Origin of the sequence: Streptomyces sp. NPDC088124 (genome assembly GCF_040685895.1) — a bacterium.
Lineage (GTDB): Bacteria > Actinomycetota > Actinomycetes > Streptomycetales > Streptomycetaceae > Streptomyces.
The window spans coordinates 72492-98173 of record NZ_JBFBJB010000032.1; the positions used below are offsets into that span (position 1 = coordinate 72492).

The 25682-nt window shown below is 72.8% G+C and carries 22 protein-coding genes; 14 read left to right on the top strand and 8 right to left on the bottom strand.

Going from position 1 to position 25682, the window contains the following annotated elements; all coding sequences use genetic code 11:
• The first annotated feature begins 40 nt into the window (after positions 1–40).
• The gene (solA, locus tag AB0P17_RS25570; protein WP_365814250.1) at positions 41–1201 is read left to right on the top strand and encodes an N-methyl-L-tryptophan oxidase; all 1161 of its coding nucleotides are present in this window, start codon (positions 41–43) and stop codon (positions 1199–1201) included.
• A gap of 14 nt (positions 1202–1215) precedes the next feature.
• Positions 1216–2364, top strand: coding sequence for an aromatic ring-hydroxylating dioxygenase subunit alpha (locus tag AB0P17_RS25575; RefSeq protein ID WP_365814251.1), 1149 nt, complete (start codon positions 1216–1218; stop codon positions 2362–2364).
• 32 nt (positions 2365–2396) lie between these two features.
• On the opposite strand, the gene AB0P17_RS25580 is transcribed toward AB0P17_RS25575, so the two are convergent.
• Both AB0P17_RS25580 and AB0P17_RS25585 read right to left on the bottom strand, forming a co-directional pair.
• On the bottom strand, positions 2397–3131 hold the full coding sequence (locus AB0P17_RS25580) for a ribonuclease H (RefSeq protein ID WP_365814252.1): 735 nt from the start codon (positions 3129–3131) through the stop codon (positions 2397–2399).
• 112 nt (positions 3132–3243) lie between these two features.
• Entirely contained in the window at positions 3244–3624 is a 381-nt protein-coding gene (locus AB0P17_RS25585; RefSeq protein WP_365814253.1) for an MmcQ/YjbR family DNA-binding protein, read from the bottom strand.
• Between the two features lie 243 nt (positions 3625–3867).
• Between AB0P17_RS25585 and AB0P17_RS25590 the strand changes: the two genes are divergently transcribed.
• Positions 3868–5220 carry a M14 family metallopeptidase gene (locus AB0P17_RS25590; protein ID WP_365814254.1) on the top strand — a complete coding sequence of 451 codons (1353 nt, stop codon included), beginning with the start codon at positions 3868–3870 and terminating at the stop codon, positions 5218–5220.
• Between the two features lie 179 nt (positions 5221–5399).
• Positions 5400–6224 carry a peptidoglycan-binding domain-containing protein gene (locus tag AB0P17_RS25595; RefSeq protein WP_365814255.1) on the top strand — a complete coding sequence of 275 codons (825 nt, stop codon included), beginning with the start codon at positions 5400–5402 and terminating at the stop codon, positions 6222–6224.
• Positions 6225–6227: 3 nt separating this feature from the next.
• Here AB0P17_RS25595 and AB0P17_RS25600 read toward each other — a convergent pair whose 3' ends face one another.
• From AB0P17_RS25600 to AB0P17_RS25615, 4 genes are all read right to left on the bottom strand, one after another.
• On the bottom strand, positions 6228–6980 hold the full coding sequence (locus AB0P17_RS25600) for a hypothetical protein (protein WP_365814256.1): 753 nt from the start codon (positions 6978–6980) through the stop codon (positions 6228–6230).
• The gene (locus tag AB0P17_RS25605; protein ID WP_365814257.1) at positions 6980–7543 is read right to left on the bottom strand and encodes a SigE family RNA polymerase sigma factor; all 564 of its coding nucleotides are present in this window, start codon (positions 7541–7543) and stop codon (positions 6980–6982) included. Before AB0P17_RS25605 ends, AB0P17_RS25600 begins: the two co-directional genes overlap by 1 nt.
• Before the next feature lie 202 nt (positions 7544–7745).
• Positions 7746–9329 carry an arabinogalactan endo-1,4-beta-galactosidase gene (locus tag AB0P17_RS25610; protein WP_365814258.1) on the bottom strand — a complete coding sequence of 528 codons (1584 nt, stop codon included), beginning with the start codon at positions 9327–9329 and terminating at the stop codon, positions 7746–7748.
• Positions 9330–9504: 175 nt separating this feature from the next.
• Positions 9505–11532 (bottom strand): beta-galactosidase, encoded by a 2028-nt coding sequence (locus tag AB0P17_RS25615; RefSeq protein ID WP_365814259.1) that lies wholly within the window; start codon positions 11530–11532, stop codon positions 9505–9507.
• Between the two features lie 231 nt (positions 11533–11763).
• Here AB0P17_RS25615 and AB0P17_RS25620 point away from each other — a divergent pair, with 231 nt between their 5' ends.
• From AB0P17_RS25620 to AB0P17_RS25635, 4 genes are read left to right on the top strand one after another with little or no spacing between them, the layout of a single operon-like run.
• Positions 11764–13092 carry an extracellular solute-binding protein gene (locus AB0P17_RS25620; protein ID WP_365814260.1) on the top strand — a complete coding sequence of 443 codons (1329 nt, stop codon included), beginning with the start codon at positions 11764–11766 and terminating at the stop codon, positions 13090–13092.
• Positions 13092–14036: a sugar ABC transporter permease gene (locus tag AB0P17_RS25625; RefSeq protein ID WP_365814261.1), complete on the top strand. Its 945-nt coding sequence runs from the start codon at positions 13092–13094 to the stop codon at positions 14034–14036. Before AB0P17_RS25620 ends, AB0P17_RS25625 begins: the two co-directional genes overlap by 1 nt.
• On the top strand, positions 14033–14953 hold the full coding sequence (locus tag AB0P17_RS25630) for a carbohydrate ABC transporter permease (RefSeq protein ID WP_365814262.1): 921 nt from the start codon (positions 14033–14035) through the stop codon (positions 14951–14953). Before AB0P17_RS25625 ends, AB0P17_RS25630 begins: the two co-directional genes overlap by 4 nt.
• A 33-nt stretch (positions 14954–14986) precedes the next feature.
• On the top strand, positions 14987–16018 hold the full coding sequence (locus tag AB0P17_RS25635) for a LacI family DNA-binding transcriptional regulator (RefSeq protein ID WP_365814263.1): 1032 nt from the start codon (positions 14987–14989) through the stop codon (positions 16016–16018).
• Between the two features lie 55 nt (positions 16019–16073).
• Here the strand turns inward: AB0P17_RS25635 and AB0P17_RS25640 are convergent, their stop codons facing one another.
• Positions 16074–16586 carry a hypothetical protein gene (locus tag AB0P17_RS25640; RefSeq protein ID WP_365814264.1) on the bottom strand — a complete coding sequence of 171 codons (513 nt, stop codon included), beginning with the start codon at positions 16584–16586 and terminating at the stop codon, positions 16074–16076.
• A 76-nt stretch (positions 16587–16662) separates the two neighbouring features.
• Entirely contained in the window at positions 16663–18006 is a 1344-nt protein-coding gene (locus tag AB0P17_RS25645) for a DUF1254 domain-containing protein (protein WP_365814265.1), read from the bottom strand.
• Positions 18007–18273: 267 nt separating this feature from the next.
• Here AB0P17_RS25645 and AB0P17_RS25650 point away from each other — a divergent pair, with 267 nt between their 5' ends.
• The 6 genes from AB0P17_RS25650 to AB0P17_RS25675 all read left to right on the top strand — a co-directional run bounded on the left by AB0P17_RS25650 (position 18274) and on the right by AB0P17_RS25675 (position 25663).
• Positions 18274–19857: a glycosyltransferase family 39 protein gene (locus AB0P17_RS25650; protein WP_365814266.1), complete on the top strand. Its 1584-nt coding sequence runs from the start codon at positions 18274–18276 to the stop codon at positions 19855–19857.
• Positions 19858–20181: 324 nt separating this feature from the next.
• Positions 20182–21216 carry an iron chelate uptake ABC transporter family permease subunit gene (locus AB0P17_RS25655; RefSeq protein ID WP_365814285.1) on the top strand — a complete coding sequence of 345 codons (1035 nt, stop codon included), beginning with the start codon at positions 20182–20184 and terminating at the stop codon, positions 21214–21216.
• Complete coding sequence (locus tag AB0P17_RS25660; RefSeq protein ID WP_365814267.1) at positions 21213–22292, top strand: iron chelate uptake ABC transporter family permease subunit; 1080 nt, start codon at positions 21213–21215, stop codon at positions 22290–22292. Before AB0P17_RS25655 ends, AB0P17_RS25660 begins: the two co-directional genes overlap by 4 nt.
• A gap of 82 nt (positions 22293–22374) precedes the next feature.
• Positions 22375–23220: an ABC transporter ATP-binding protein gene (locus AB0P17_RS25665; RefSeq protein ID WP_365814268.1), complete on the top strand. Its 846-nt coding sequence runs from the start codon at positions 22375–22377 to the stop codon at positions 23218–23220.
• Between the two features lie 25 nt (positions 23221–23245).
• Positions 23246–24277, top strand: a complete 1032-nt coding sequence (locus AB0P17_RS25670) for an iron-siderophore ABC transporter substrate-binding protein (protein WP_365814269.1) — start codon at positions 23246–23248, stop codon at positions 24275–24277.
• A 102-nt stretch (positions 24278–24379) separates the two neighbouring features.
• A complete protein-coding gene (locus tag AB0P17_RS25675; protein WP_365814270.1) occupies positions 24380–25663 on the top strand; it encodes an acyltransferase in 1284 nt (427 codons plus the stop codon).
• Positions 25664–25682: the final 19 nt, after the last annotated feature.

Sequence of the window (25682 nt, forward strand, 5' to 3'; positions counted from 1 at the left end):
TGACGCCCCGGCCCGCCCCGCTCGTCCCCTGGAGGAACCCATGGCACCGACGTATGACGTGATCGTTCTCGGACTCGGCGGTATGGGCTCGGCCGCCGCCTGCCACCTCGCGGCGCGCGGCGTCCGGGTGCTGGGCCTGGAGAAGTTCGGTCCGGTCCACAACCGGGGCTCCAGCCACGGCGGTTCCCGGATCACCCGGCAGTCCTACTTCGAGGACCCGGCGTACGTGCCACTGCTGCTGCGCAGTTACGAGCTGTACGAGCGGCTGGAGCGGGACACCGGGCGCCGGGTGGCGACGTTGTGCGGCGGTGTGATGGTGGGCCGTCCCGGGAGTCTCGCCGTGTCGGGGTCGCTGCGTTCGGCGCGGCAGTGGGATCTGCCGCACGAGATGCTCGACGCGAAGGAGATCCGGCGGCGCTTCCCGACCCTGACACCGCGCGACGACGAGGTCGCCCTGTTCGAGGCGCGCGCGGGCCTGGTCCGCCCGGAGAACACCGTCGCCGCCCATGTCCAACTGGCCACCCGGGCGGGCGCGGAGCTGCGCTTCGAGGAGCCGGTGACCCGCTGGGAGGAGCTGCCGGGCGGCGCGGGCGTACGGGTGCACACACCGGAGAACACGTACACCGCGGGCCAGTTGGTGATCTGCCCCGGCGCGTGGGCGCCGGAGCTGCTGGCCGATCTGGGGGTGCCGTTCACCATCGAGCGGCAGGTCATGTACTGGTTCCGGCCGGAGGGCGGGATCACCCCCTTCCTCCCCGAGAACCATCCCATCTACATCTGGGAGGACGCCGACGGGGTACAGGTGTACGGCTTCCCCGCCATCGACGGCCCCGGCGGCGGCGCCAAGGTCGCCTTCTTCCGCAAGGGCACGGTGTGCACCCCGGAGACCATCGACCGGACCGTGCGCGAGGAGGAGACCGAGGCGATGGCCGCGCACATGCGCCGCCACATCCCGGCCCTGCCGGGCACCTTCCTGCACGCCGCGACGTGCATGTACTCCACCACCCCCGACGAGCACTTCGTCATCACCCGGCATCCGGCCCATCCGGCGACCGTGACCGTGGCCTGCGGCTTCTCCGGGCACGGCTTCAAGTTCGTCCCCGTGGTCGGCGAGATCCTCGCCGATCTCGCGCTCACCGGCACCACCGGTCACCCCATCGAGCTGTTCGATCCGCGCCGGCTCTCCGCCGCGGCCAGCTGAGAGGCAGAACCGCCATGACGACCACGCCTCCGTCCGTGCGGAGCGGCACGGCCCCGAGCCTGATCTCCACACTCCCCGGCCCCTGCTACACCGACCCCGCGATCTTCGCCCTGGAGCAGGAGAGGATCTTCGAGTCGCTCTGGTTCTGCGCGGTGCGCGGCTCCGATCTCGCGGGCCCGGGCGCGTTCCGTACCGTACGGATCGGGCGCGAGTCGGTGCTCGTCACCCGGAACAGAAAGGGTGAGCTGCGCGCCTTCCTCAACGTGTGCCGGCACCGGGGGGCCCGGCTGTGCACCGAGGGGTCGGGCGAGGTGCGCCGCACCCTCCAGTGTCCGTACCACGCCTGGACCTACGACCTGGACGGGAGGCTGATCGCGGCGCCCAACCTGGTGAAGATGCCGGATGTCGACCGGGTCGCGTACGGGCTGCGCCCCGTCCATCTGCGGGAGTGGCTGGGGTACGCGTGGCTGTGCCTGGCCGAGGAGCCGCCGTCCTTCGAGGACACGGTGCTCGGCGCGGCGGTGGAGCGGCTGGGGGACGCCGCGTCCATCGAGCGGTACCGCACCGAGGAGCTGGCGCTCGGCCGGCGCATCACCTACGACGTGCGGGCCAACTGGAAGCTCATCGTCGAGAACTTCATGGAGTGCTACCACTGTGCGACGATCCACCCCGAACTCACCGAGATCCTGCCGGAGTTCGCGGAGGGTTTCGCGGCCCAGTACTACGTGGGACACGGCGCGGAGTTCGCGCCGGAGGCGCGGGGCTTCACGGTGGACGGCAGCGCGGGGCAGGGCCGGCTTCCGTCGATCGCCGACGAGCAGGACCGGCGGTACTACGCGATCACGGTGAAGCCGACCGTCTTCGTCAATCTGGTCCCCGACCATGTGATCCTGCACCGGATGTTTCCGCTGGCCGCGGACCGTACGGTGGTGGAGTGCGACTGGCTGTACGCGCCCGAGGTGGTGGCCCGGGGCGCGGACCTCTCGAAGTCGGTGGAGCTGTTCCACCGGGTCAACGCCCAGGACTTCGAGGCGTGTGAGCGCACGCAGCCGGGGATGAGCTCCCGGGTCTACCGGGAGGGCGGTGTGCTCGTCCCGTCGGAACACCACATCGGCGCCTTCCACCACTGGGTGACGGAGCGGCTGGCGGACCGGCCGGGCTGACGGCTCCGGGGCGGGGCCGGCGACCGGGTGGTTCAGGTCGCGGGGGTGGTGGCGCAGGCCGGGTGGCCCCATCCGTCCGGGTTCTTGGCGATGGACTCGCCCGCCGCGTAGGAGCGTCCGCAGCGGCAGCGGCCGGGGAACTTGGCGTTGAGGGTCCTGCGCGCCCCGGACTTCGCCCCGGGCTTCGACCCGGATTTCGCCGCGCGTTCTCCGCGGGTCTTCGACGCCGGTCCCGTACGAGACCCACCGGGGCGTACGGTGTCGGGCGCGGGCGGCGGCTGCGGGGAGCCGTGCTCGCTGCCCGCGGCCCGCTGGGCGAGAGCGGCCTGGCTCGCCGCGCGGTCGGCGAAGTCGTTGAGCCGGTCACCGTCGACCTGGTGGGCGGGTACGTAACGGAACTCCACGGACCGGCCACCGAGCAGGGTGTCGATCCGGGCGACCAGCTCCTGGTTGGCGACCGGCTTGCCCGAGGCGGTCTTCCAGCCCTTGCGTTTCCAGCCGGGCAGCCAGGTCGTGACGGCCTTCATCGCGTACTGGGAGTCCATCCGGACCTCCAGCGCGACCTCGGGGTCGGTGGCGGTCAGCAGCCGCTCCAGCGCGGTGAGTTCGGCGACGTTGTTGGTCGCCGTGCCCAGCGGGCCCGCTTCCCAGCGGACGGGGGTCTCCTCGCCGTCGGCGATGACCCAGGCCCAGCCGGCGGGCCCGGGATTTCCTTTCGACGCCCCGTCACACGCGGCGATTACGCGTTCAGCCATGCCGCAGATCATGCCAGGACTCCGGCCCGCCGGCCGCCACACCCCCGGCCGGGCGCCCCGCAGCCCCGCTCCGCCCGGCCCGGGGGGGCGGCGAGCCCGAGGACCTGCCCGGGACCCGGCAAGTTCAGCCGGCCCGGGGACCTTCCGGGGCTCCCGGGCCGGATCCCCGGCCGGGGAAGGACTCCAGCAGGCGCGGCGGCGCGGCCTGCTTCCAGGAGTCCACCAGGATGTCGTACAGCTCGTCGACATCGTCCAGGGCGCGCAGCCGCACCCGGACCCACGCGGAGCCCGCCTCGTGGGGCGGCACCCAGAACTTCTCCGGCTCGGCGGCGATCAGCTCCACCCGCTCGTGCCGGGGGCAGCGGACCGCGAACGACGTCTCGTCGTCCGGGACCGTGATGAACATCTTTCCCGCGACCCGGAAGGTCGGCATGGACCAGGCTTCCTTCTCCACCGTCTCCGGCAGGGAGAGCGCGATACGGCGAACATCGTCAGAATCGATCACGCTCGTCAGCGTAGACGGGGGCACTGACAGCGGGGCCGGCTGAGGGAGCGGGCCGCGGCCGGGTCCCCCCCTCCCGCCCGCCGGAGGACGCCGTACCGGGGTTGCCTCATTCGCGCTCTTGACCGGTTCATGTCATGCATTCAGGATGGCCCGCACACGGGCCGCGCCCGTGCGTGCCACCAGCACGGCACAAGGGGGCCGCACGGCTCCCGATCCCCCACACCTCCACCTCCAGGAGACCCCATGCGACTGCGTATCCGCGGAAGCGGTGCCGTCCGCCGCAGACGGACCGTCACCCTCACCGCCCTCGCGCTGGCCCTCGCCCTCGGCGTCAGCGCCACGGCCAGCGGCGCCGACGACACCCCCTCGGCCGCCGCGGCCCGGGCCGCCGCCGGCGAGGACCTCCAGCAGTACGAGATCCGCACGCACTCCACCTCCGCGACGCGCACGGCGCTCGCCAGGACCGGTGTGACCATCGACGAGTCGGACAGCGAGACCGTGGTCGTCTCCGCCCGCGCCGCCGAGCTGCGGAAGCTGCGCGCGCTGGGGTACGACCCCACGCCGCTGGGCGCCGTGCCCGACCGTTCCGCCGGGGGCGAGGCCGTGCCCTTCGACTTCCCCTCGGCCGACTCGAATTACCACAACTACGCCGAGATGACGAGCGAGATCAGCTCCGTCATCGCGGCGAACCCCGGCATCGTGAGCCGGCGCGTCATCGGCACCTCGTACCAGGGCCGCGACATCGTCGCGATCAAGATCAGCGACAATGTCGCCACCGACGAGAACGAGCCCGAAGTCCTGTTCACCCACCACCAGCACGCGCGCGAACACCTCACCGTCGAGATGGCGCTGTACCTGCTGAAGAACCTGACCTCCGGGTACGGCACCGACTCGCGCGTCACCGACATCGTGAACAACCGCGAGATCTGGATCATCCCGGACCTCAATCCGGACGGCGGGGAGTACGACATCGCCACCGGCTCGTACCGGAGCTGGCGCAAGAACCGTCAGCCCAACTCCTCGGCCGGCGCGGTCGGTACCGATCTCAACCGCAACTGGGCCTACCGCTGGGGCTGCTGCGGCGGTTCCTCCGGCAGCGCCTCGTCCGAGACCTACCGGGGCGCCGCCGCCGAGTCCGCGCCCGAGGTGAAGGTCGTGGCGGACTTCGTACGGAGCCGGGTCGTCGGCGGCGGCCAGCAGATCAAGGCGGCGATCGACTTCCACACCTACAGCGAGCTGGTGCTGTGGCCCTTCGGCTACACCACCGCGGACACCACGACCGGGATGACCGCGGACGACCGCAACGCGTTCGCCACGGTGGGACGGAAGATGGCCGCGAGCAACGGCTACACCCCGGAGCAGTCCAGCGATCTGTACATCACGGACGGCTCGATCGACGACTGGCTGTGGGGTGCGCAGAAGATCTTCGCGTACACCTTCGAGATGTATCCGTCGTCGAGTTCGGGCGGCGGCTTCTACCCGCCCGACGAGGTGATCACCCGGGAGACGAGCAGGAACCGCGACGCGGTGCTCCAGCTCCTGGAGAACGCGGACTGCATGTACCGGTCCATCGGCAAGGAGTCCCAGTACTGCTGACGGCGCGCTGCTGACAACGTACTGCTGACGGGCCGGCCCGATGCACGCAGGGGTGCCTCCACCGCGGTGGGGGCACCCCTGTCACCTGCCACTTGACTCCATTCGCACACATGTCTCGCGAGATCAAGGTAGCGTCCCGATCCGAACGGACAGTCCGGCAAGGGGTGAAGGAGGCGGGAGTGACGGAGCCATCCGATCACACGCGGCCCGGGCGACGCACGGTGCTGGAGCCGACGCATGTCATGCGCCGGCGGCGGCCCCGCGCACTCTCCGACTTCACGGAGCTCTTCCGGCCGGAGGACACCGACCCCGAGAGCCGGGAGGACGGCCGGGGCGAGGGCTGGGAACATGTCCCGCTCGACGCGAAGTCGGCCGGAGCGCCGGGGCCGTCAGGAGCATCGGGGCAGTCTGGTCCTGCCGGGCCGTCCCGGGGACCCCGCGGGGGTCGGGCGGCCCCGAACTCCGCCCAGGACAGCGAGGACACCGAGGAGTTGCCGCCCGTCCCCGCCCAGGCCGGCGCGGGCGGGTGGACGGCCGGGGTGGTACGGCCCCGCAGCGCCCGGTTCACCGCCCTGGTCTCGGTGGCCGCCGCCGGGGTGGTGGGTTTCGGGATCGCGCTGCTGCTCACCTGGGGCGGTACGGGCGGCACCAGCGAGGCCGCCGAGCCGCCCGCCGCTCCGGCCCCCGCCACGGAGCCGCCCGGGAATCCCGCCCCGGCCACCACGCCCCCGCCCGCCACCACACCCCCGCCCGCCCCCGCCGACCCGGGCGCCACCGCCCCCGTACTCCAGGAGGGCGACAGCGGCCCGGAGGTCAGCGAGTTGCAGGAGCGGCTGCTGCGCATCCCGAACGTGTACGAGGGCGGCAGTGTCACCGGTACGTACGACACGACACTGACCGAGGCCGTCGGCCGGTTCCAGCTCTGGTACGGCATCCGCGGTGACGAGACCGGCGTCTATGGCGACGACACCCGCCGCGACCTGGAATCCCGTACCGGCGCTTAAGGGTCAGCCGCCCGGGGCGAAGCCGCCCGTCACCTCGGCGGGGCCACCGGAAGCGGTCGCCCGTGCCGTGTAGCGGTCGTCCTCGGCGTCGCGGCCGCCCTCGGCGTGGTTGTACTGGCCCGCGAAGACGTGTTCGCCGGCCGGGACCGTCGCGCCGTCCCGCAGGGTCCACCGGTAGACCAGCGCGCCGTCCCGCACCCGGACGGAGACGGTGAAGTCCCGCTCGGGCAGCGACCGCCAGGAACCGGCGTCCTCGATGCCGCCGGTCTCGGCGATGCGCAGCTCCACGGTGAGCGCCGTCAGCGGCTGTTCGGTCCTGAGGGTGATGTTGCTCTGCGCCCAGTAGGCGTTGCTGTTCGGGTCCACGACACCGTCCGACCGGAGATAGCCGCTCCCGGCCGTGGCGGGATCCTCCGGGCTCCGGCTCGGCGACCGCTCCACCGGGGCGCGCGGGGACGAGACCCCGGGAGCGGGGGCCGCGGGCGGTCCCGCCGGGTCCGGGGAGGCCACCACCGTCTGGTGCGGGGAGTCCTGGGTGGTGACGAGCGCCAGCGCCCCGACGCCGAGCGCCCCTGCCGCCGCGGCCGTCACCACGGCCACCCGCGGCCAGCCGGCCGGCCGCCGGGGGCGCGGGAGGTGTCCCGCGGGCCTCGGGCCCGCCATTCCGCGCTCCACGCGCGCGAGCATGCGCTCCCGGTCGGGGCGGTGCTCCCCGGCCGCCTCCCGCAACCGCGCGGGCAGGTCGTCGTCCACCATCAGCCCCTGCCTCCTCCGGTACCGTCCGCCGCGACCGTGGCGTGCACCCGCTGCGGCGACGTGCCCGGTCCGAGCAGCCGTTGCAGCTCGGCCATGCCCCGGGACGTCTGACTCTTGACGGTACCCACCGAGATGCCGAGGGTGAGCGCCGTGTCCCGTTCCGAGAGGTCGAGGGCGTGGCGCAGCACCACACAGGCGCGTTTGCGGAACGGCAGCCGGCGCAGCGCCGTCCGTACGTCGAGCACGGCGGGCACGTCGGGCCCGTCGAACCGGTCGCCGCGCTGCGACCAGAACAGCGCGACGCGGCGGCGCTCCCGTACGGCGCTGCGGATACGGGACTTGGCCAGGTTCGTGACCACCCCGCGGGCGTACGCGACGGGGTGGTCGGCCGCCCTGACGCGGTCCCAGCGGTGCCAGAGCGCGAGCAGGGCGTCCGAGGCGAGATCGTCGGCCGTGTCGGCCTCGCCGGTCAACAGGTAGGCCAGCCGGGAGAGTTCCGCGTAGTGCCGTTCGAAGAACGCGTGGAACTCGGCGGCGGTGGCGTCGTCGACGACTGTGCCCACGATGCCGCTCCTTGTCTCCTCCTGGCCCGGCCGCCGGCCGGGTCACGGCACCGGGGTTCGTGAGCGTAGCAGCGGGATCCGCCGATGGCGTCTCCTCTGCGCACGGCCCGGTGCCGGGACCTGTTCCGCCGTCAGTAATCGGCCATACCGGTCGAGTCGCACCGTGTGGGGCACCGGGACGGCGGCCGGGCGCGTCCAACGGTCAGCGGTGGGCGAACCAGCCGGCGGCGGGCAGGAGCCTGGTGTCGTACCCGAAGAGCGCCTGGTTCTCCCAGGCGTTGCCCGAGGACGGGTCCTGCGGGTCCCAGCCGCTGCCCTTCACCGCGGTCCAGGCCGGCTCCCAGTAGACGATGCCCAGGCCGCGCCCGCCCGGGACCGCCTCGACGACGTTCATCACGTCGCGCAGATTGGCGGCCTGGCCGGCGGGGGTCGCCGGGTAGCCGGGTGCCAGCTGGCCGCTGGTGGCGATGTTGTTCTCCAGGAAGTCGCCGCCCGCGAGGGTGCTGGCGTACGCGGTCTCGGCGACCAGCACCGGCTTGCCGTAGCGGGCGGACACATCGTCCAGATTGGCCTGGAGTCCGGAGAGCGGTCCGTGCCAGTACCCGTAGTAGGAGAGGGCGATCACGTCGAAGGGCACCTGACGGGCAACCGCCTGGTCGAACCACCAGCGGGTGCCGGCGTTGTCGCCGCCCTTGGCGAGGTGCAGCGCGACCTGGGTGGTGGACGAGACGGCCTTCACGGCCTGGGCGCCGGAGGTCAGCAGGCCGGCGAGCTGGGTCCAGTTGTCGGTGGAGCCCTCCGGCCAGAGCATGCCACCGTTGATCTCGTTGCCGATCTGGACCATGTCGGCCGTGGTGCCCTGCGCCTTGAGGGCGTTCAGCACGTCGTAGGTGTGGTTGTAGACGTCGGTACGGAGCTGGCTGTACGGGTGCGAGGCCCAGGCGGCGGGCTTGTTCTGCTGGCCGGGGTCGGCCCAGCGGTCCGAGTAGTGGAAGTCGATCAGTACCTTCATGCCCTCGGCCTTGGCCCGCTTGGCCAGGGCGAGGACGCGTGCCTTGTTGTTGTAGCCGTCGGCCGGGTTCACCCACACCTTGAGCCGTACGTAGTTCATGCCCGCCCCGCGCAGCAGGCCGAGCGCGTCGCCGCGCTGCCCGGTGGCGCTGCTGTAGACGGCGCCGAAGGCCTCGTTCTTCGGGAGGGTGGAGAGGTCGCCGCCCTTGATGGAGAGCCCGGTGGCGCCCGGCGCGAACGTCAGGTCGTCGAAGTTGGCCCACTCCCCCGCGTGCGCGTCCGAGTTGAGGCTGATGGTGCAGTTGCCGCCGGTCACCCGGACCGAGGTGACGACACGGATCCAGGCGCCGTCGGCGGTGGGCGGCAGATCCGTGCGCTGTTCGGCGCTGCCGCAGTTGCGCAGGGCGATGTACGCGGAGTTCTGGCCGCCGCTGGAGCGGACGCGGGCGCTGAGTGTGTACGTGCCGTCGGCCAGCCCGGTCAGGTACTGGTAGGTCTCGACCTTGTACGCGGAGGCCGACCAGTGGCTGAGGCGGCGGTTCCCGGAGGCGCCGCCGCTCTCGGTGAAGGAGGCGGCGTGCTGCCCGGCGGCCGAGTAGGTCGACCAGCCGGTGGGGGTGGCGGTCCCGGTGGCGTCGGCCTCGAAGCCGGGGTTGGTGAGCGTCGCGGCGGCCCGGGCCTGCTGGGCGGGGAGCGCGGTCAGGAGCAGCGCGCCGAGCGCGGCGGTGGCGGTGGCCCCGAGTCGGGTGCGCCAGGTGCGGTGTGCGAGGTGCATCGTCGATGTCCCTTCGACCGGTGGGCGGGCAGGCGGTGTGTCTCGGTGGTGCTCGGTGGCACGTGTGCGGCTCGTCGACGCGTGTGCGGCTCGTCGGCACGCGCCCTGCTCGGTGGTACGTGTGTCCATCGGTGGTACGCGCGGGGCGGCCGGGCGTACCACCGGGAGGCGGCCCTCAGCCGTCGAGCTTCACGACCCGTACGGCTCCGGCCGGCAGCGCGAGCCCGCCCGAGGCCCGTTCGCCGGTGAGGAGTTCGGTGCCCGCGGCGGGCAGCGGCACCTTGGCGTCCGCAGCGGTGTGGTTGATGGCGAACACGTACTCTCCGCTCTCCCCGGACCGGCGGACGACCTCGACGTCGTGCGGCAGTTCGGCGCGCGGCGCGATCCCGGCGTCGTCGGCGGCGGCGCCGAGGACGGTGTCGAGCGCGCCGGGGGCGAGCCGGGTGGAGACGTACCAGGCGGTGCCGCGGCCGAGGCGGTGGCGAGTGACGGCCGGGTGGCCCGCGGCGAGCCCGTCGGCGTAGGTCCACACCGTCTCGGCGCCCCGCGGGACGACGAACTCGCTCCACACATCGGCGGTCAGTTCGGATCCGTCGGCGGCGGTGATCCGGACGCGTTCCCCCTCGCCGAGCGGGGAGAACTCCTCGACGGTCAGGCCGAGGACATCGCGCAGCGCGCCGGGGTGGGCGCCGGGGTGGACGGCGTCGTGTTCGTCGACGATGCCGGAGAAGTACGAGACGACGAGCGTGCCGCCGTTCTCGACGTAGGCGCGCAGGTTGCGGCCGGTCGCCTCGGTGGCGAGGTAGAGGGCGGGCACCACGACGAGCGGGTAGCGGGAGAGATCGGCCTCGGGGTGGGCGAAGTCCACGGTGAGGTGGCGGTCGTAGAGCGCCTCGTAGAAGGAGTCGGCGCGCTCGCGGGCGTCGTGGTCCTCGCTCGGCCGCCATTCGAGGCGCTGCGCCCACCAGGACTGCCAGTCCCAGACGACGGCGGCGTCGGCGACGGTGCGGGTGCCGCGTACGGTGGCGAGGCTGTCCAGGTGGGCGCCGAGGCCGACCACCTCGCGCCAGACGCGGCTGTCGGTGCCGGCGTGCGGCACCATCGAGGAGTGGAACTTCTCGGCGCCGCGCCGGGACTGGCGCCACTGGAAGAACAGCGCGCCCTCCGAGCCGCGCGCCACGTGGGCGAGGCTGTTGCGGGCCATCTGGCCGGGCGCCTTGGCGGGGTTGCGGGGCTGCCAGTTGACGCCGCTGGTGGAGTGTTCGAGCAGCAGCCAGGGGGCGCCGCCGGCCACGGACCGGGTGAGGTCGGCGGCCATGGCGAGGTTCACGTGGGTGCGGCGTCCGTCGGTGATCAGGTAGTGGTCGTTGGTGACGAGGTCGACCTCGCGTCCCCAGGCCCAGTAGTCGACGGAGTCGCACTGGCTGAGGGCGGTCATGAAGTTGGTGGTGACGGGGATGCCGGGGGCGAGCCGGTGGAGCAGGTCCCGTTCCCGTACGAAGTTCTCGCGCATGGTGGCGTCGGCGAAGCGCGCGTAGTCGAGCCGGTGGGCCGGGTTGCACACGGTGGGGGTGGCCCGGGGCGGCTGGATCTCCTCGAAGGAGCCGTAGCGCTGGCCCCAGAAGGCGGTGCCCCAGGCCTCGTTGACCGCGTCGAGGTCCTGGTAGGCGGCGCGCAGCCAGGTGCGGAAGTGGACGGCGCACCGGTCGCAGTAGCAGGCGCTGACGGGGACGCCGTACTCGTTGTGGACGTGCCAGAGGACCACCGCGGGGTGGGAGCCGTAGCGCAGGGCGAGCTGTTCGGTGATGGCGGAGGAGGCCGCGCGGTACGCCGGTGAGCTGTGGCAGATCGCACCGCGGGAGCCGAACGCGTACCGCGTGCCCTCGCGGCTGACGGGGAGCGCCTCCGGGTGGTCGCGGTAGAACCAGGCGGGCGGGGCGACGGTGGGGGTGCCGAGGTCCACCCGTACGCCGTTCTCGTGGAGCAGGTCGACGACCCGGTCCAGCCAGCCGAAGTCGTAGCGGCCCGGCTCCGGTTCGAGCAGGGCCCACGAGAAGATGCCGACCGACACGAGGTTGACGCCGGCCTCGCGCATGAGGCGTACGTCCTCCTGCCAGACGGCCTCCGGCCACTGCTCGGGGTTGTAGTCCCCGCCGAACGCCAGGGCGTGTTTCGGGGGGCCCTCGGGTGCGGTCTGCGGCATGGATTGCCTCCTGTGGTGCGGTACGGCTGACGAGCGGACGGGGCCGCCGGGTGCGTCGGGTGTGGGAACGTGCACACATGGCGACGACCCGATGTATCCAACATAAGCGCACAGGAACAACCATTGACAAGTGTCCGGGAAGTTTCTCTACTGTGAACGCTCACAGAGCAGGGCCGGTCCGCCGTACTCAGGTGGCGGACCTCCGTCAGGGTTCGTCAGGGGAGTAACACCATGCAATTCACGACGCGCAGACGCCTCGTGGCCACGTCCCTCGCCATCGCGCTCGGAGCCACCGCGCTCGCGGCGTGCGGCTCCGGTTCGGGTTCCGGCGACGACGACGCGGGGGCCGACGGGCCGGCCGACCTCACCTACTGGGCCTGGGCGCCCGGCATGGACAAGGTCGCCGAACTCTGGAATACGACGGAGGGCGAGAAGACCGGCATCAAGGTGACGGTGAAGAAGCAGGCGTCGGGCGACGACCTGGTCACCAAGATCATCACCGCGGCCAAGGCGAAGCAGGCCCCCGACCTGGTCCAGGCGGAGTACCAGGCGCTGCCGACCCTGGTCAGCAACGACGTCCTCGCCGACATCTCCGGCGAGGCCGGCGACGCGAAGGACGAGTTCGCCGCGGGCGTCTGGCAGCAGACCACCCTCGGCACGGACGCCGTCTACGCGATCCCGCAGGACTCCGGGCCGATGATGTTCTACTACCGCGCGGACCTCTTCAAGGAGTACGGGCTCACCGTGCCCACCACGTGGGACGCGTTCGCCGAGACCGCCCGCGCGCTGAAGAAGAAGGACCCGTCCAAGGCCCTGACGACGTTCTCCAGCAACGACGGGGGCCTGTTCGCCGGTCTCGCCCAGCAGGCGGGCGCCCGGTGGTGGACCACCCGGGGCGACTCCTGGAAGGTGGGGATCGACGACGCCGCCACGAAGAAGGTCGCGGACTTCTGGGGCGGTCTCGTCAAGGAGGGCGCCATCGACAACCAGCCCATGTACACCCCGTCGTGGAACAAGGCGCTCAACACGGGCAAGCAGATCGCCTGGGTCAGCGCGGTCTGGGCGCCCGGCACCCTGACGACCGCCGCGCCCGACACCAAGGACAAGTGGGCCATGGCGCCCCTGCCGCAGTGGGACGCGGCCAAGCCGGCGACCGGGAGCTGGGGCGGCTCGTCCACCGGTGTCACCAACGACTCCAAGCACAAGAAGGCCGCGGCGAAGTTCGCCACCTGGCTGAACACCGACAGCGCCGCCCTGGCCGCGATGGTCGAGGAGGGCGGGATCTACCCGGCCGCCACCGCCGCGCAGTCGGGCGGCGCGCTGAGCCAGGCGCCCGCGTACTTCTCGAACCAGCCGGACTTCTACACCACGGCCGCCGAGATCGCGAAGACCACCGCGCCCTCCGCGTGGGGCCCGAACGTGAACGTCGCGTACACCACCTTCCGGGACGCCTTCGCCACCGCGGCCAAGAACAAGTCGGACTTCGGCGCGGCCCTCACCAGCATGCAGGAGGCCACCGTCGCCGACCTGAAGAAGCAGGGCTTCGGGGTCACCGGCTGATGGCCGCCACCCCGCGCCCGGCGGGCGCCCCGGGCCGGACGGGCCGGCGGGTGCGCGGCGCGCCGTACGCCTTTCTCCTGCCGGCCGTCACGCTCTTCGCGCTCTTCTTCGCCCTGCCCATCGGGTACGCCCTCTATCTGAGCCTGCGCAAGGTCGAGGTCAAGGGGCTCGGCCTCGGCCGGGGCGCCCGCCAGGAGGTCTGGGCCGGGCTCTCCAACTACGCGGACGCGCTCACCGACTCCCAACTGCTCTCCAGCGCGCTGCGCGTGCTGGGGTACGGGGCGATGGTGGTCCCCGCGATGCTCGGCCTCGCGCTGGTCCTCGCCCTGATGCTGGACGCCGAGCGCACCCGGCTCAGCGGCTTCTCCCGGCTCGCGATCTTCCTGCCGTACGCCGTGCCCGGTGTGATCGCCGCGATGATGTGGGGCTTCCTCTACCTGCCGGACGTGAGCCCCTTCTACTACCTGCTGGACAAGGCCGGACTGCCCGGGCCCGACCTCCTGGACGGCGGGCCGCTGTACCTCGCGCTCGCCAACATCGCGCTGTGGGGCGGCACCGGCTTCAACATGATCGTCATCTACACGTCGCTGCGCTCGATCCCCGTGGAGATCTACGAGGCGGCCCGGCTGGACGGCTGCTCGCAGCTCCAGACCGCGCTGCGGATCAAGATCCCGGTCGTGGCGCCCGCGCTGGTGCTGACGTTCTTCTTCTCCATCATCGCGACCCTCCAGGTGTTCAGCGAACCCACCACCCTCAAGCCCCTGACCAACTCGCTCTCCACCACCTGGTCCCCGCTGATGAAGGTCTACCAGGACGCCTTCGTCAACGGTGACATCCACGCGGCGGCGGCCACCTCCGTGGTCATCGCGGTCGTGACCCTCGTCCTGTCCTTCGGCTTCCTGAAGGCCGCGAACTCCCGCTCGAACCAGGGAGAGACCCCGTGAACACCCTCACCACCCGCCGTACCGCGCCCGCGGCAGGCACCACGCCGGGCACCGCGCAGGGGCCGCCGCCGCCCCGGCCGAAGGCCCGGCGCCGGATCGCCTGGGTGCCGACGATCACCCTGCTGGCCGGCGCGCTCTACTGTCTGCTGCCCGTGGCGTGGATCGTGGTGGCCGCCACCAAGTCGGGCCGCGAGCTGTTCTCCACCTTCACCTTCCTGCCCGGCACGGGGTTCGCGGACAACATCACGGAGCTGTCCGCGTACCGGGAGGGCGTGTACTGGCGGTGGATGCTCAACTCCCTGTTCTACTCCGGCGCCGGCGCCCTGCTCTCGACGGCGGTCTCCGCCCTCAGCGGCTACGCCCTGGCCGTCTACCGCTTCCGCGGCCGCGAGACGCTCTTCAACGTGCTGCTCGCGGGCGTGCTGATGCCGCCGGTCATCCTCGCCGTACCGCAGTACCTGCTGATGGCGAAGGCCGACCTGGCCGACAGCTACCTGTCCGTGCTGCTGCCGGTGATCCTCTCCCCGTACGGGATCTACCTCGCCCGGATCTACGCGTCGGCGTCCGTGCCCCCCGACGTGGTGGAGGCCGGCCGGATGGACGGCGGGGGTGAGTGGCGGATCTTCCGGTCGGTGGCGCTGCCGATGATGCTGCCGGGACTGGTGACGGTGTTCCTCTTCCAGTTCGTGGCCATCTGGAACAACTTCCTCCTCCCCTACATCATGCTCGGCGACGATCGGAAGTTCCCCATCACACTGGGTCTGTACACCCTCCTCCAGCAGGGCTCCAACACTCCGGCGCTCTACACTCTGGTCATCACGGGTGCGCTGCTCGCGGTGGTACCGCTGATCGCCCTCTTCCTGGTCATCCAGCGGTTCTGGAGCCTGGACCTGCTGTCCGGGGCCGTAAAGTCCTGACGCGACAGGCACGATCACGAGAGAACGACAGGTATGAGCCGCACGGGCACCAACGGCCGGCGCAAGCCGCCGACCATCCACGACGTGGCACGGGAGGCCGGTGTCTCCCGGGGCACCGTCTCCCGGGTCCTCAACGGCGGCCACTACGTGAGCCCGGCCGCGGAGGAGGCGGTCAACGCCGCGATCCGCAGGACGGGTTATGTCGTCAACCGGCATGCCCGCAGTCTCATCACGGGCCGCTCCGACTCGGTCGCCTTCCTGCTCACCGAGCCGCAGGAGCGGTTCTTCGAGGACCCCAACTTCAATGTGTTGCTGCGGGGGTGCACCCAGGCGCTGGCCGCGCACGACATCCCGCTGCTGCTGATGATCGCGGGGACGAAGGACGAACGGCGCCGGATCGCCCGGTACATCACCGCGGGCCATGTCGACGGCGTCCTGCTGGTGTCCAGCCACTCCGGCGACCGGGTCGCCGAGCAACTGCGGGCGGCCCGGGTGCCGTTGGTGGCCTGCGGGAAACCGCTCGGGCAGAGCTCCAAGGTCAGCTACGTCGCGGCCGACGACCGGGACGGCGCGCGCGAGATGGTGCGCCATCTCGTACGCGGCGGGCGCCGGCGGATCGCCACGGTCACCGGCCCGCTGGACACCCCGGGCGGCACGGAACGGCTGGCGGGCTACCGGGAGATCCTCGCCGAGGCCGGTATCGAGGCCGACGAACGGCTGATCGCCGCCGGGGACTACAGCCGGGCGAGCGGGGAGGCCGCCGCCGCGGAACTGCTGCGGCGGGCACCGGATCTCGACGCGGTGTTCGTCGCCTCCGACCTGATGGCGCAGGGGGTGCTCACGGCGCTGCGGGAGGCGGGGCGCCGGGTGCCCGAGGATGTCGCGGTGGGCGGTTTCGACGACTCGCCCGCGGCGCTGGACACCAGGCCCGCGCTGACCACGATCCGTCAGCCGTGGGACCGTATCAGCGCGGAGATGGTACGGGTGCTGCTCGCACAGATCGGCGGCGAGGACACCTCCACGGTCATCCTCCCCACCGAACTGGTCCGGCGCGACTCGGCCTGACACCGCCGCCGGTGACGTGCTGCCGCGGTCCGGCGCCGGACCCGCCCCGGCGCCGTCAGCCGGGCAGCGCCTCGCCGCAGCGGGCGCAGAACCGCGCGTCGCGCTCCCCGCAGAGCCGTCCGCACGCGGGGCAGACATGGTTCAGCGCACAGGGCGGCTCGCCGCCCTCCGCCGCGGGCGCCCGCACAGGGACGGCGTCCGGCGGCGCGGAGGCGACCGTCAGACCGGGGCGGCGCGGGTGCGCGGTCAGATAGACCAGCCCGCGCTCCCCCGCGGTCAGCGAACGGCGCGAGGTCCTCGGCAGCCACACCACGGCACGCGGGGCGAGCGGCTCGGTCCCGGTGGGCGTGGCGAGCACCCCGTCGCCGTCCAGGACGACGAGCAGCACGTCGAGCACATGGTCGGTGTGTTCGCCGACGGCCGCGCCCGGTGGCAGCCGTACGACATTGGCGTCCAGGGCCCGCCCGGACTCGGCCAGTTTCCACAGCGCGCCCTGGCGGTCGGCGGCGGCCCGCGCGAGGTCCTCGTCGAGGGTGACCAGGACCCGGGCGGTGGGCGGCGGCGTCATCGGGGGCTCCGGACGTGGTGCGGCGGACGGCCCCACGATCATAGTGACGGCGGCGGACCCCCGGCCCGCGCACCGGTCAGGTCACCCGGCGGATCGCCGGCAGCTCGTAACCCCCGTCGAAGAGCGCGGCCCGCGGCTCGTACATCCGCAGAACGGGGCGGAACCGTCCGGGCGGGGTGGGCAGCCAGTTGGCGGCGGCCTCCTCGTCCTCCGGGCGGCCCGGCCGCAGATGGAGGGTGAGGGAACCGTCGGCGGCGCGGCGCAGTCCGCCGGTGCGGTCACCGATCGCGTACCGGTCGAGCGGGTTGGCGACGAGGTGGTACTCGGGCAGGTCGTACATGGTGAGCGACCAGAACGCGTCGACGGGCGGCGGCTGTTCGAAGCGCAGTGTGTAGGTGTGGCGCCCCTCCAGCGGCTCCCCGTCGGCGTCGTTCCACGTCATCGCGGAGGCGGCCTCGTAGCCGTGGCCGCCCCACAGGCCGCCGCGGGCCGCCGCGGCGCGCAGCAGCCGGGCCGCGTCGCGGTCGCGGACCGTCCACTCCGGGTCGGTCAGCACCCCCGTCTCGAAGAAGTCCGCGTTGTGGTCGAAGGCGTGGTACGCGAGCCGCCAGCCGTTCTGTTCCGGTCCTTCGGCGTGCGCGGCGGCGTACTCGACCCGCTCCCTGCCCTCGGTGAATCCCTCGCGCAGGGCGTCGGCCAGCTCGGGCTCCGAGGACCGGTAGGGGCTCGACGACGCCAGCAGGCCGAGGGGCGCGAAGCGCCGCTGGTACTCGGCGTCGACGGGGGCGGGCGGGAACGCGGCCGTGCGGACCCGCAGCTTCTCGAAGAACATGAGGGTGCCGTCGGTGACGTCGGGATCCGAGAGCGGCAGGCCCGCGAGGGGGTCGGCGCTCCCACCGCCGGGCGCGAGCGCCTCCAGGCGGGTGGCCCGCTGGAGCGCGGCGGTGGCCGGGAGGTCCTCGGGCCCCGCGCACGCCCAGCGGCCGATGAGCGAGGCCACGGCGGTGGGGCAGGCGATCCGGGTGACTCCGGCGGGTACCTCGCCGCGCCATCCGGGCCCGGTGAGCAGGAAGCTGCCCGCGGCGGTGCCGGTGGCGCGCCGTCCGACATAGGCGAAGTTGTTGGTCCAGGCGTCCACGAACCGCAGGACGTAGTAGCGCCCGGCCGTGTCGGGCACCGTCAGCAGCAGCGGGCCGCCGGACAGGTCGAGCTGGGCCACGGTGTGGACGGCATCGTTGTTGACACCGGCGAAGGTGTCGTCCGGTCCGGCCAGCCGGGTGCTGTGGGCGAGGGTGTTGAAGGGCGCGGGCGGCACCGGGCCGAGCCCGGCGTGGGTGAAGCGGTCGGCCTCGTCCAGGTTGAACACCATCGGATAGCCGTAGACGTACGCCTCGGCCGCCAGCGCCCGCAGATCGCTCATCCCGTCCGCCTCTCCCACTGTGCGGCCATCGTCCGCCGCCCCGGGCGGTGCTCGCCATCCGGCGGGCGCCGTCCAGGTGAGCCGGTCCCGCTCGCCGCGCGCCGGGGGACCCGGACGGCGTACGGGGGCGGGGCCCGGCGGTGGGACCGTCCGGCCGGTCCCGGGGCGTCGCGGGCCGGCTCGTGTGCGGATCGGGGACAGTGGGCCGGTCAGCCCGCAGCGCCGGTCAGCCCGCAGCGCCGCGCCGCGCCGACCGGCGCCGCGCGGGTGGGAACGGAGCCCGCCATCCTTCTCGTCCCGCCGCCCCCGCGGCCCGTGGCGCCCGCCCCGCCGCTCCGCGCGCGGGTGCTGGACTCGCGGGCGCTCGCCGTGCTCGCCCCGTCCGTCCTGGCGCTGGCTCTGGGGATGTGGGGGATCGGCCGCCGCGGGACGCTGTGGGGCGACGAGGCCGTCACGTACGAGGTGGCGCACCGTACCCCGGGGCAGATCTGGGCCACGGCGGGTCACGCCGACGCGGTCCACGGCCTCTACTACCTCCTCATGCACGGGGTCTTCGCCCTGTGGGACGGCGGGCTCGTCGCGCTGCGGCTGCCCTCGGTCCTCGCGGTGGCGGCGGCGTCCGCCGGGGTCGCGCTGCTCGGCCGCACCCTCGCCGGGCCGCGCGCCGGGCTGCTCGCCGGGCTGGTCCTCCCGCTGCTCCCTGCCGTGCAGAGGTATGCGCAGGAGGGCCGTTCCTACGCGCTGGTGTGCGCGCTGGTCACCTGGGCGAGCCGGCTGCTGGTCCACGCGCTCGCCCGCCCGGCGCGCCGGCGGTGGGCGGCGTACGCCGGGGTGGCGCTGACCGCCTGTCTGCTGCACGAGTTCGCGGTGCTGACCCTGCTGGCCCACGGCGTGACGGTGGTGTGTTCGACGGTGGACCGGCGGGTCGTCAGGGCGTGGGGCACCGCGGCGTGCGCGGTGGGCGCCGGGCTGCTGCCGCTCGCGGTCTTCAGTACGACGCAGTCGGCGCAGGTCGACTGGATCGGCGCCCCCGGCGCGCGGCATGTCCTGGGCTTCGCGGCGGTGACGGCGGTGGGCGTGGCGTGCGCCCGTACGGCGCGGTGTGGCCCCGGGGCGCCCGCCGGCCCGTGCGGCGCCGTCGCACCGGTCGCGTCGGGCGCCGCCCCGCCGGTCCTGCCACCGCCGCTGCCGCTCCCCCGGCCGGCGGCGCTCGCGCTGCCCCTGCTGATCCTGCCGACCGCGCTGCTGATGGCGCTCACCCCGCTGCGGCCGTTCTACGTCGAGCGTTACGTCCTCTCGTACACCCTCGGTCTCGCGCTGCTCCTGGGCGCGGCGCTCGACCGGTCCCGGGGGCGGGGCGTCGGCGCGGGCACGGCCCGCCGCCGGGCGGTGGCCGTGGTCGCGGTGGCGGCGGCGCTCGCCGCGCTGTGGCCGGTGGGCACGTATCTGCGGACCCCGCAGAGCCGTCAGAACGACGCCACCGCGGTGGCCCGCGCCGTACGGGAGTCGGCGCGGCCGGGCGACGGCCTGCTCTTCCTGCCGGCGCGGCGCCGGGTGTGGACGCTCGCGCGGCCCGGTGACTTCCGGGGGCTGACGGATCTCGCCCTCGACCGCTCGCCCGTCGCCTCGGACACCCTGCACGGCACGGAGCTGCCGGCGGCGCGGGTGCGCGAGCGGATGCTGGGCGCACGGCGGATCGTGGCCGTCCACGACCTGCCGGGGCAGCCGCTGGAGCCGGCCGGCGGGGAGGCGGTGAAACGCGCGGTGCTGCGCGCGTACTTCGAGGAGTGCGGCGGCCGGACCGTGACCCGGGCCCGGATCACGGTCCACGCCCGGCCCGGCCACTGCTGAGCTTCAGGTGAACTCGTGGGCGGGGTGCGCTCCGTGCTCCGTCGTCGCGGCGTGGGACAAGGGAGATCTCTTCCGTGTACGGGCCGGGCTGGACGGGACAGAACAACTGATCGGTAATGTTAGGCTCACCTTACTTTACGGGTTCAGTGGCATCCGCGGCGCGGCCGGCCGCGCCGGGAACGGCACAGTGGGGGCGGGACAGATGCACGGTGGGACGCTGCGCGCGAAGGCCCACGAGGCGTGAGCGCGCGCTCCGGCACGGAGACCGGGCCCCGCTCCCCCGAGGGGCCCGCCGGGTCCGCGAACCGGTCCCGGCGCGTACCGGTGCCCGCAGGAGCGGCGGGCCCCGGTACGCGCCGGGGCCGTCCGCTGCTCGGGGCGGGGCTGCTGGTGGCCCTCGGCCTCCTGGTGGCGGCGGTCTGGGCGAGCCTCGCGTTCGGCTCCGGCGAGGCGGCGACCGGCGATGTGCTGCGGGCCCTGTTCGACCGGGATCTCTCCGACAAGGGGCAGCTCATCGTCCTGGAGGAGCGCGTTCCGCGTACGGCCGCCGGGCTGATGACGGGCGCCGCGCTGGGGCTCGCCGGAGCGGTCATGCAGGGCGTGGCCCGCAACCCGCTGGCCGATCCGGGCATCCTCGGTGTCAACGCCGGTGCCTCGGTGGCCGTGGTGACCGCGATCGGCCTGCTGGGCCTCGGCTCCCCCTCCGACTACATCTGGTTCGCGCTCCTGGGCGCGTTCGCCGCGACCGTACTGGTCTACGGCGTCGGCTCGCTGGGCCGGGACGGTGCCACACCGGTGAAGCTGGCGCTGGCCGGGGCCGCCACCACGGCCGTCCTCGGGTCGGTGACCACCGCCATCATGCTGACGGACCGGCAGGTCTTCGACCGGTTCCGGTTCTGGAAGGTCGGTTCGCTCGCCGGGCGGGACGCCACCCTGCTGTGGCAGGCCCTGCCCTTCATCGCGGTGGGCGTGGTGCTGGCGCTGGCGCTGGGGCCGCAGCTCAACGCCCTGTCGCTGGGGGACGATCTCGCGCGGGCGCTGGGCCAGCGGGTGGGCGCGGCGCGGCTGGTGTCGGCGGCGACGGTGATGCTGCTGTGCGGGGCGGCCACCGCGGTCGCCGGGCCCATCGGCTTCGTCGGCCTGGTCGTACCGCACGCGGCCCGGATGTTCACCGGCCCCGACTACCGCTGGATCCTGCCGTACAGCGCGCTGCTGGCGCCGGTGCTGATCCTGGTCTCCGACATCGCGGGGCGGCTGATCGCCCGGCCCGGTGAGGTGCAGGTGGGGATCGTGACCGCGGTCGTCGGGGCCGTGCCCTTCGTGATCCTGGTGCGCCGTCGTCGTCCGGTGGAGCTGTGAACGGCCTGACGGCTGGAACCGCCGGGCACCCGGACCCGCGGCTGGCCGCCGCCGTGGCGGACGTCGTACGGGCCCGGCGCGCCGGACGGACTCGTACCGTCGCGGTCTGCGGGGCCCTGACCGGCGCCGTACTGGCCGCGTTCTGCGTGTCGCTGACCTTCGGCGACCTGTACGTACCGCTGGGCGATGTGGTCGCGACACTCGCGGGCGGCGGCGACGGCGGCTCCCGGTTCGTCATCCTCGACCTGCGGCTGCCGCGCGCGCTGATCGGCCTGCTGGTCGGCGCGGCGTTCGGGCTCTCCGGCGCGGTGTTCCAGACGCTGCTGCGCAATCCGCTGGCCAGTCCCGATGTGATCGGGATCAGTTCGGGGGCGGGCGCGGCCGGGGTGCTGGCCGCGGTGGGCTTCGGAGCCAGTGGTTTCGTGCTCTCCGCCTGCGCGCTGCTGGGCGCGGTGGCGGCCGCGACGGCGATCTACGCGCTCGCGTGGCGCGACGGCGTCGCCGGATACCGGCTCGTGCTGGTCGGCATCGGGATCGGTGCCGCGCTGTCCAGCATGATCTCGCACCTCCTGACCAGTTCGGACGTGGCGGACGCGCAGAACGCCCTCGCCTGGCTGACCGGCAGCCTCAACGGCCGCTCCTGGGAGCAGCTCCGGCCGCTCGTCGTGGCCCTGGCCCTCCTCGTGCCGCCGACGTTTCTGGCGGCGCGGTCCCTCGGGACCCTCCAACTGGGCGACGACATGGCGGTGGGGCTCGGCACCCGGGTGGAGCGCGCCCGGCTGGCGCTGCTCGCCTGCGCGGTGGCGCTGGCCGGGGTGGCGACGGCCGCGGCGGGCCCGGTGGCGTTCGTGGCCTTCGTCTCCGCGCCGATCGCCCGCCGGCTGGTGCCACGCCAGGGCGCGGCGCTGCTGCCCGCCGCCCTGACCGGGGCGCTGATCGTCCTGGTCGCGGACTTCGCCGCACAACACCTGCTGGACTCCGTCCAGTTCCCGGTGGGTGTGGTGACGGGGGTGATCGGCGCGCCCTATCTGCTGTGGCTCCTGGCCCGTGCCAACCGCGCGGGCAGGGGCGGCTAGGGCGTGTGACAGGAAACCCCGCGAAAGAGCCGGGCCTGCTCCGAACAACAAGCCCCGAGTGACATGAGGGAAGGATCTGCACATGAGTGCGGAGCACACACTCCAGGCGCGGGACGTCCGCCTCGGCTACGACGGGCGTGAGGTCGTCGCCGGGCTGAGCGTCGGCATACCGCCGGGCCGGATCACGATGATCGTCGGGCCGAACGCCTGCGGGAAGTCGACGCTGCTGCGCTCGATGGCCCGGCTGCTGACGCCCACCGAGGGGAGTGTGCTGCTCGACGGGCGGGACATCCGGGCGATGCCCACCAAGGAGGTCGCCGCGGTGCTGGGGATCCTGCCGCAGAGCCCGGTGGCGCCCGACGGCATCACAGTGAGCGATCTGGTGGGCCGGGGACGCTATCCGCACCAGGGGTGGTTCCGGCGCTGGACCGCGGAGGACGACGCGGCGGTGGCGCGGGCGCTGCTGGCGACGGACGTGCTGGAGCTGGCGGAGCGGCCGGTGGACGAGCTCTCCGGCGGTCAGCGGCAGCGGGTGTGGATCGCCATGGCGCTGTCGCAGCGTACGGACATCCTGCTGCTGGACGAGCCGACGACCTTCCTCGACATCAGCCACCAGCTCGACGTACTGGATCTGCTCACCGATCTGAACCGGACGTACGGCTCGACGATCGTGGTGGTGCTGCACGACCTCAATCTGGCCTGCCGGTACGCCGATCATCTCGTCGCCATGAAGGACGGGCGGATCGTGGCGGAGGGGGCGCCCAAGGAGATCGTGTCGGCGTCCCTCGTCACCGAGGTGTTCGGGATGCGCTGTTCCGTCACCGAGGATCCCGCCTCGCTGACGCCGATGATCGTGCCGATGGGCCGTCACCACATCGCCGGGCGGACGGTGCCCGCCGGGGACCGGGCCCCGGCCACTGCGGAGTGATCTAAGGTTAGGCTAACCTAATTTCATGTCACGTAAAAGGAATCTTCGCGCTGCCCTGTGGGGCGTTCTCACCGCGCTCTTCGTCGGGCTGCTGACCGCCTGCGGCTCGTCCTCGTCCTCGTCCGACGACGCCTCCGCCGGCTCCTCCGCCGCCAAGGACGACGGTGCCTTCCCCGCCAAGGTCGCGACCAAGTTCGGCGAGGTCACCGTCGACGAACGCCCCCAGCGCGTCGTGGCGCTGGGCTGGGGCGACGCCGAGGCCGCCCTGGCGCTCGGCGCCCAGCCCGTCGGGGCCAGCGACTGGCTGGCGTTCGGCGGCGACGGGGTCGGCCCCTGGGCGAAGGGGCTCTACCGGAAGAGCCCGCAGATCATCGGCACGCTTGAACCGCAGTTCGAGAAGATCGCGGCGCTCCGGCCCGATCTCATCCTGGACACCAAGTCCAGCGGGGACCAGGAGCGTTACGACACCCTCAGCAAGATCGCCCCGACCATCGGGGTGCCGAAGGGCGGCGACCAGTACAAGATCTCCTGGAGCAAGCAGACCGAGATGATCTCCGCCGCGCTGGGCATCCCCGAGAAGGGCGAGCGGCTCATCGCGGAGACGGAGCGGAAGTTCCAGGACTCCGCCGCCGCCCACCCCGAGTTCAAGGGCAGGACGATCGCCCTCGGCTCCCGGACGGCCGACGCGTTCGGCGCGTACGTCCACGGCACCGGCCGCGTCGACTTCGTCGAACGCCTCGGTTTCCGCAACAGCCCGGCCGTCGAGGCCAAGGCCGGCGCGTCGTTCTCGGTACCCGTCAGCCGCGAGAACCTCGAACTGCTGGACGCCGATCTGACGGTGATGGCGCCCATCGGCGTGGATGCGAGAAAGATCACCGATGACCCGCTCTATCAGGCCGTTCCCTCCGTCAAGGCGGGCCGTTCCGTGGTGTTCGACGACGACACGCTCAGCAACGCGTTCGCGACGGACTCGGTGCTCTCGGTGGCGTACGCGCTGGAAAAGGTCGTCCCGCTGTTCGCCGCACCGCTGAAGCAGGAACCTCTCCTCCCTCAGTAGCAACCTCTCCTCCCGTCCTGCCGTCTTCCTCCAAATGGCCGCGCTTTCTGAGAATCGCATGAACAACCGCGTGGGCGTTCACTTTCCGGGCACGGGCACGGGATGGACAGCACACCTACCGAGACAGCGACGCGCACAGGCCGAGGGGACGGAGCCGCCGAGGAACAGAAGCCGCACAGACCGGGTGGGCCCGGAGGGCACACGCGGGAACTGCCCCGGCACACCGGTCACGACGGTGCGCCGGGGCTCGCTCTGGGTCTCATCCCGGTACGCGTCGACGGCCGGCCCGACCGGGGAGCGCGCGGCTTCCCGGGAACGCTGCGCCGGGGCGGCCGGGTGCGCGGCGTGGACGGGCTGCGGGCGCTGGCCGTGGTGCTGGTCATGGTGTACCACCTCGAACCCGACCTGCTGCCCGGCGGCGCACTCGGGGTGGACGTCTTCTTCACCATCAGCGGCTTCGTCATCACCCGCCTGCTGCTCGCCGAGTTCGCCAGGACCGGCGACGTCGCGATGCGGTCGTTCTACTGGCGGCGCTGGCTGCGGCTGGTCCCGGCGTTGCTCGCGGTCTGCGCGTTCTGCGCCGTACTGGTGTTCACCACCCGGCTGCCCTCGTTCGACGGTGCGTGGCCCGCCGTCGTCCTGGCCGCCACCTTCCTCGTCAACATCGTCAGGGCCTCCCAGCCCGGCGTCTACTCCAGCGACACCTCCCTTCTGTCGCACACCTGGTCGCTCGGCGTCGAGGAGCAGTTCTACTTCGTCTGGCCGCCGCTCCTGCTGCTGCTCCTGCGCCGGTTCCGGGCGCGTACGGTGCTGATCTGCACCGCCGTGGTGTGTCTGCTGCCGCTGGTGTGGCGCCTTGTGCTGTGGGACCCGGATGCCGCGCACCGTATCTACAACGGCATGGACACCCGCGCCGACCAGCTCCTGGCCGGCGCGCTGTTGGCCGTGGTGGTGGCCCGGCTGCCCACGGACGATCCCCGGCTCGCGGCGCTGGGGCGGTGGGCCGGACGGCTCGCCTGGCCCGCGCTGGCGCTGCTCGCCCTGATCGTCTGGCAGGTGCCGATGACGGGCGAGTCCGCCTGGACCGTGCCGTGGTACACCGTCGGGTTCCTGGTGACGGCCGTCCTGTCGGCGACACTCGTCGCGGCGCTGGAGCTGTGTCCCGACAGCCGGCTGGCCCGGTCGCTCTCCCTGGCCCCGCTGGTGTGGACCGGGCGGAACCTCAGTTACGGCCTCTACCTGTGGCACTATCCGCTGTCCTGGCTCATGTCGGACCTGGGGCTCGACACCTGGCAGGGGCCCGCCACGGTGGCCGCCAGTTTCGTGGCCGCGTACGCCTCGTACCGGCTCCTCGAACGGCCGCTCACCCGCCGCGGAAGAAAATAACCCGTCTCGTCCGGGCCGG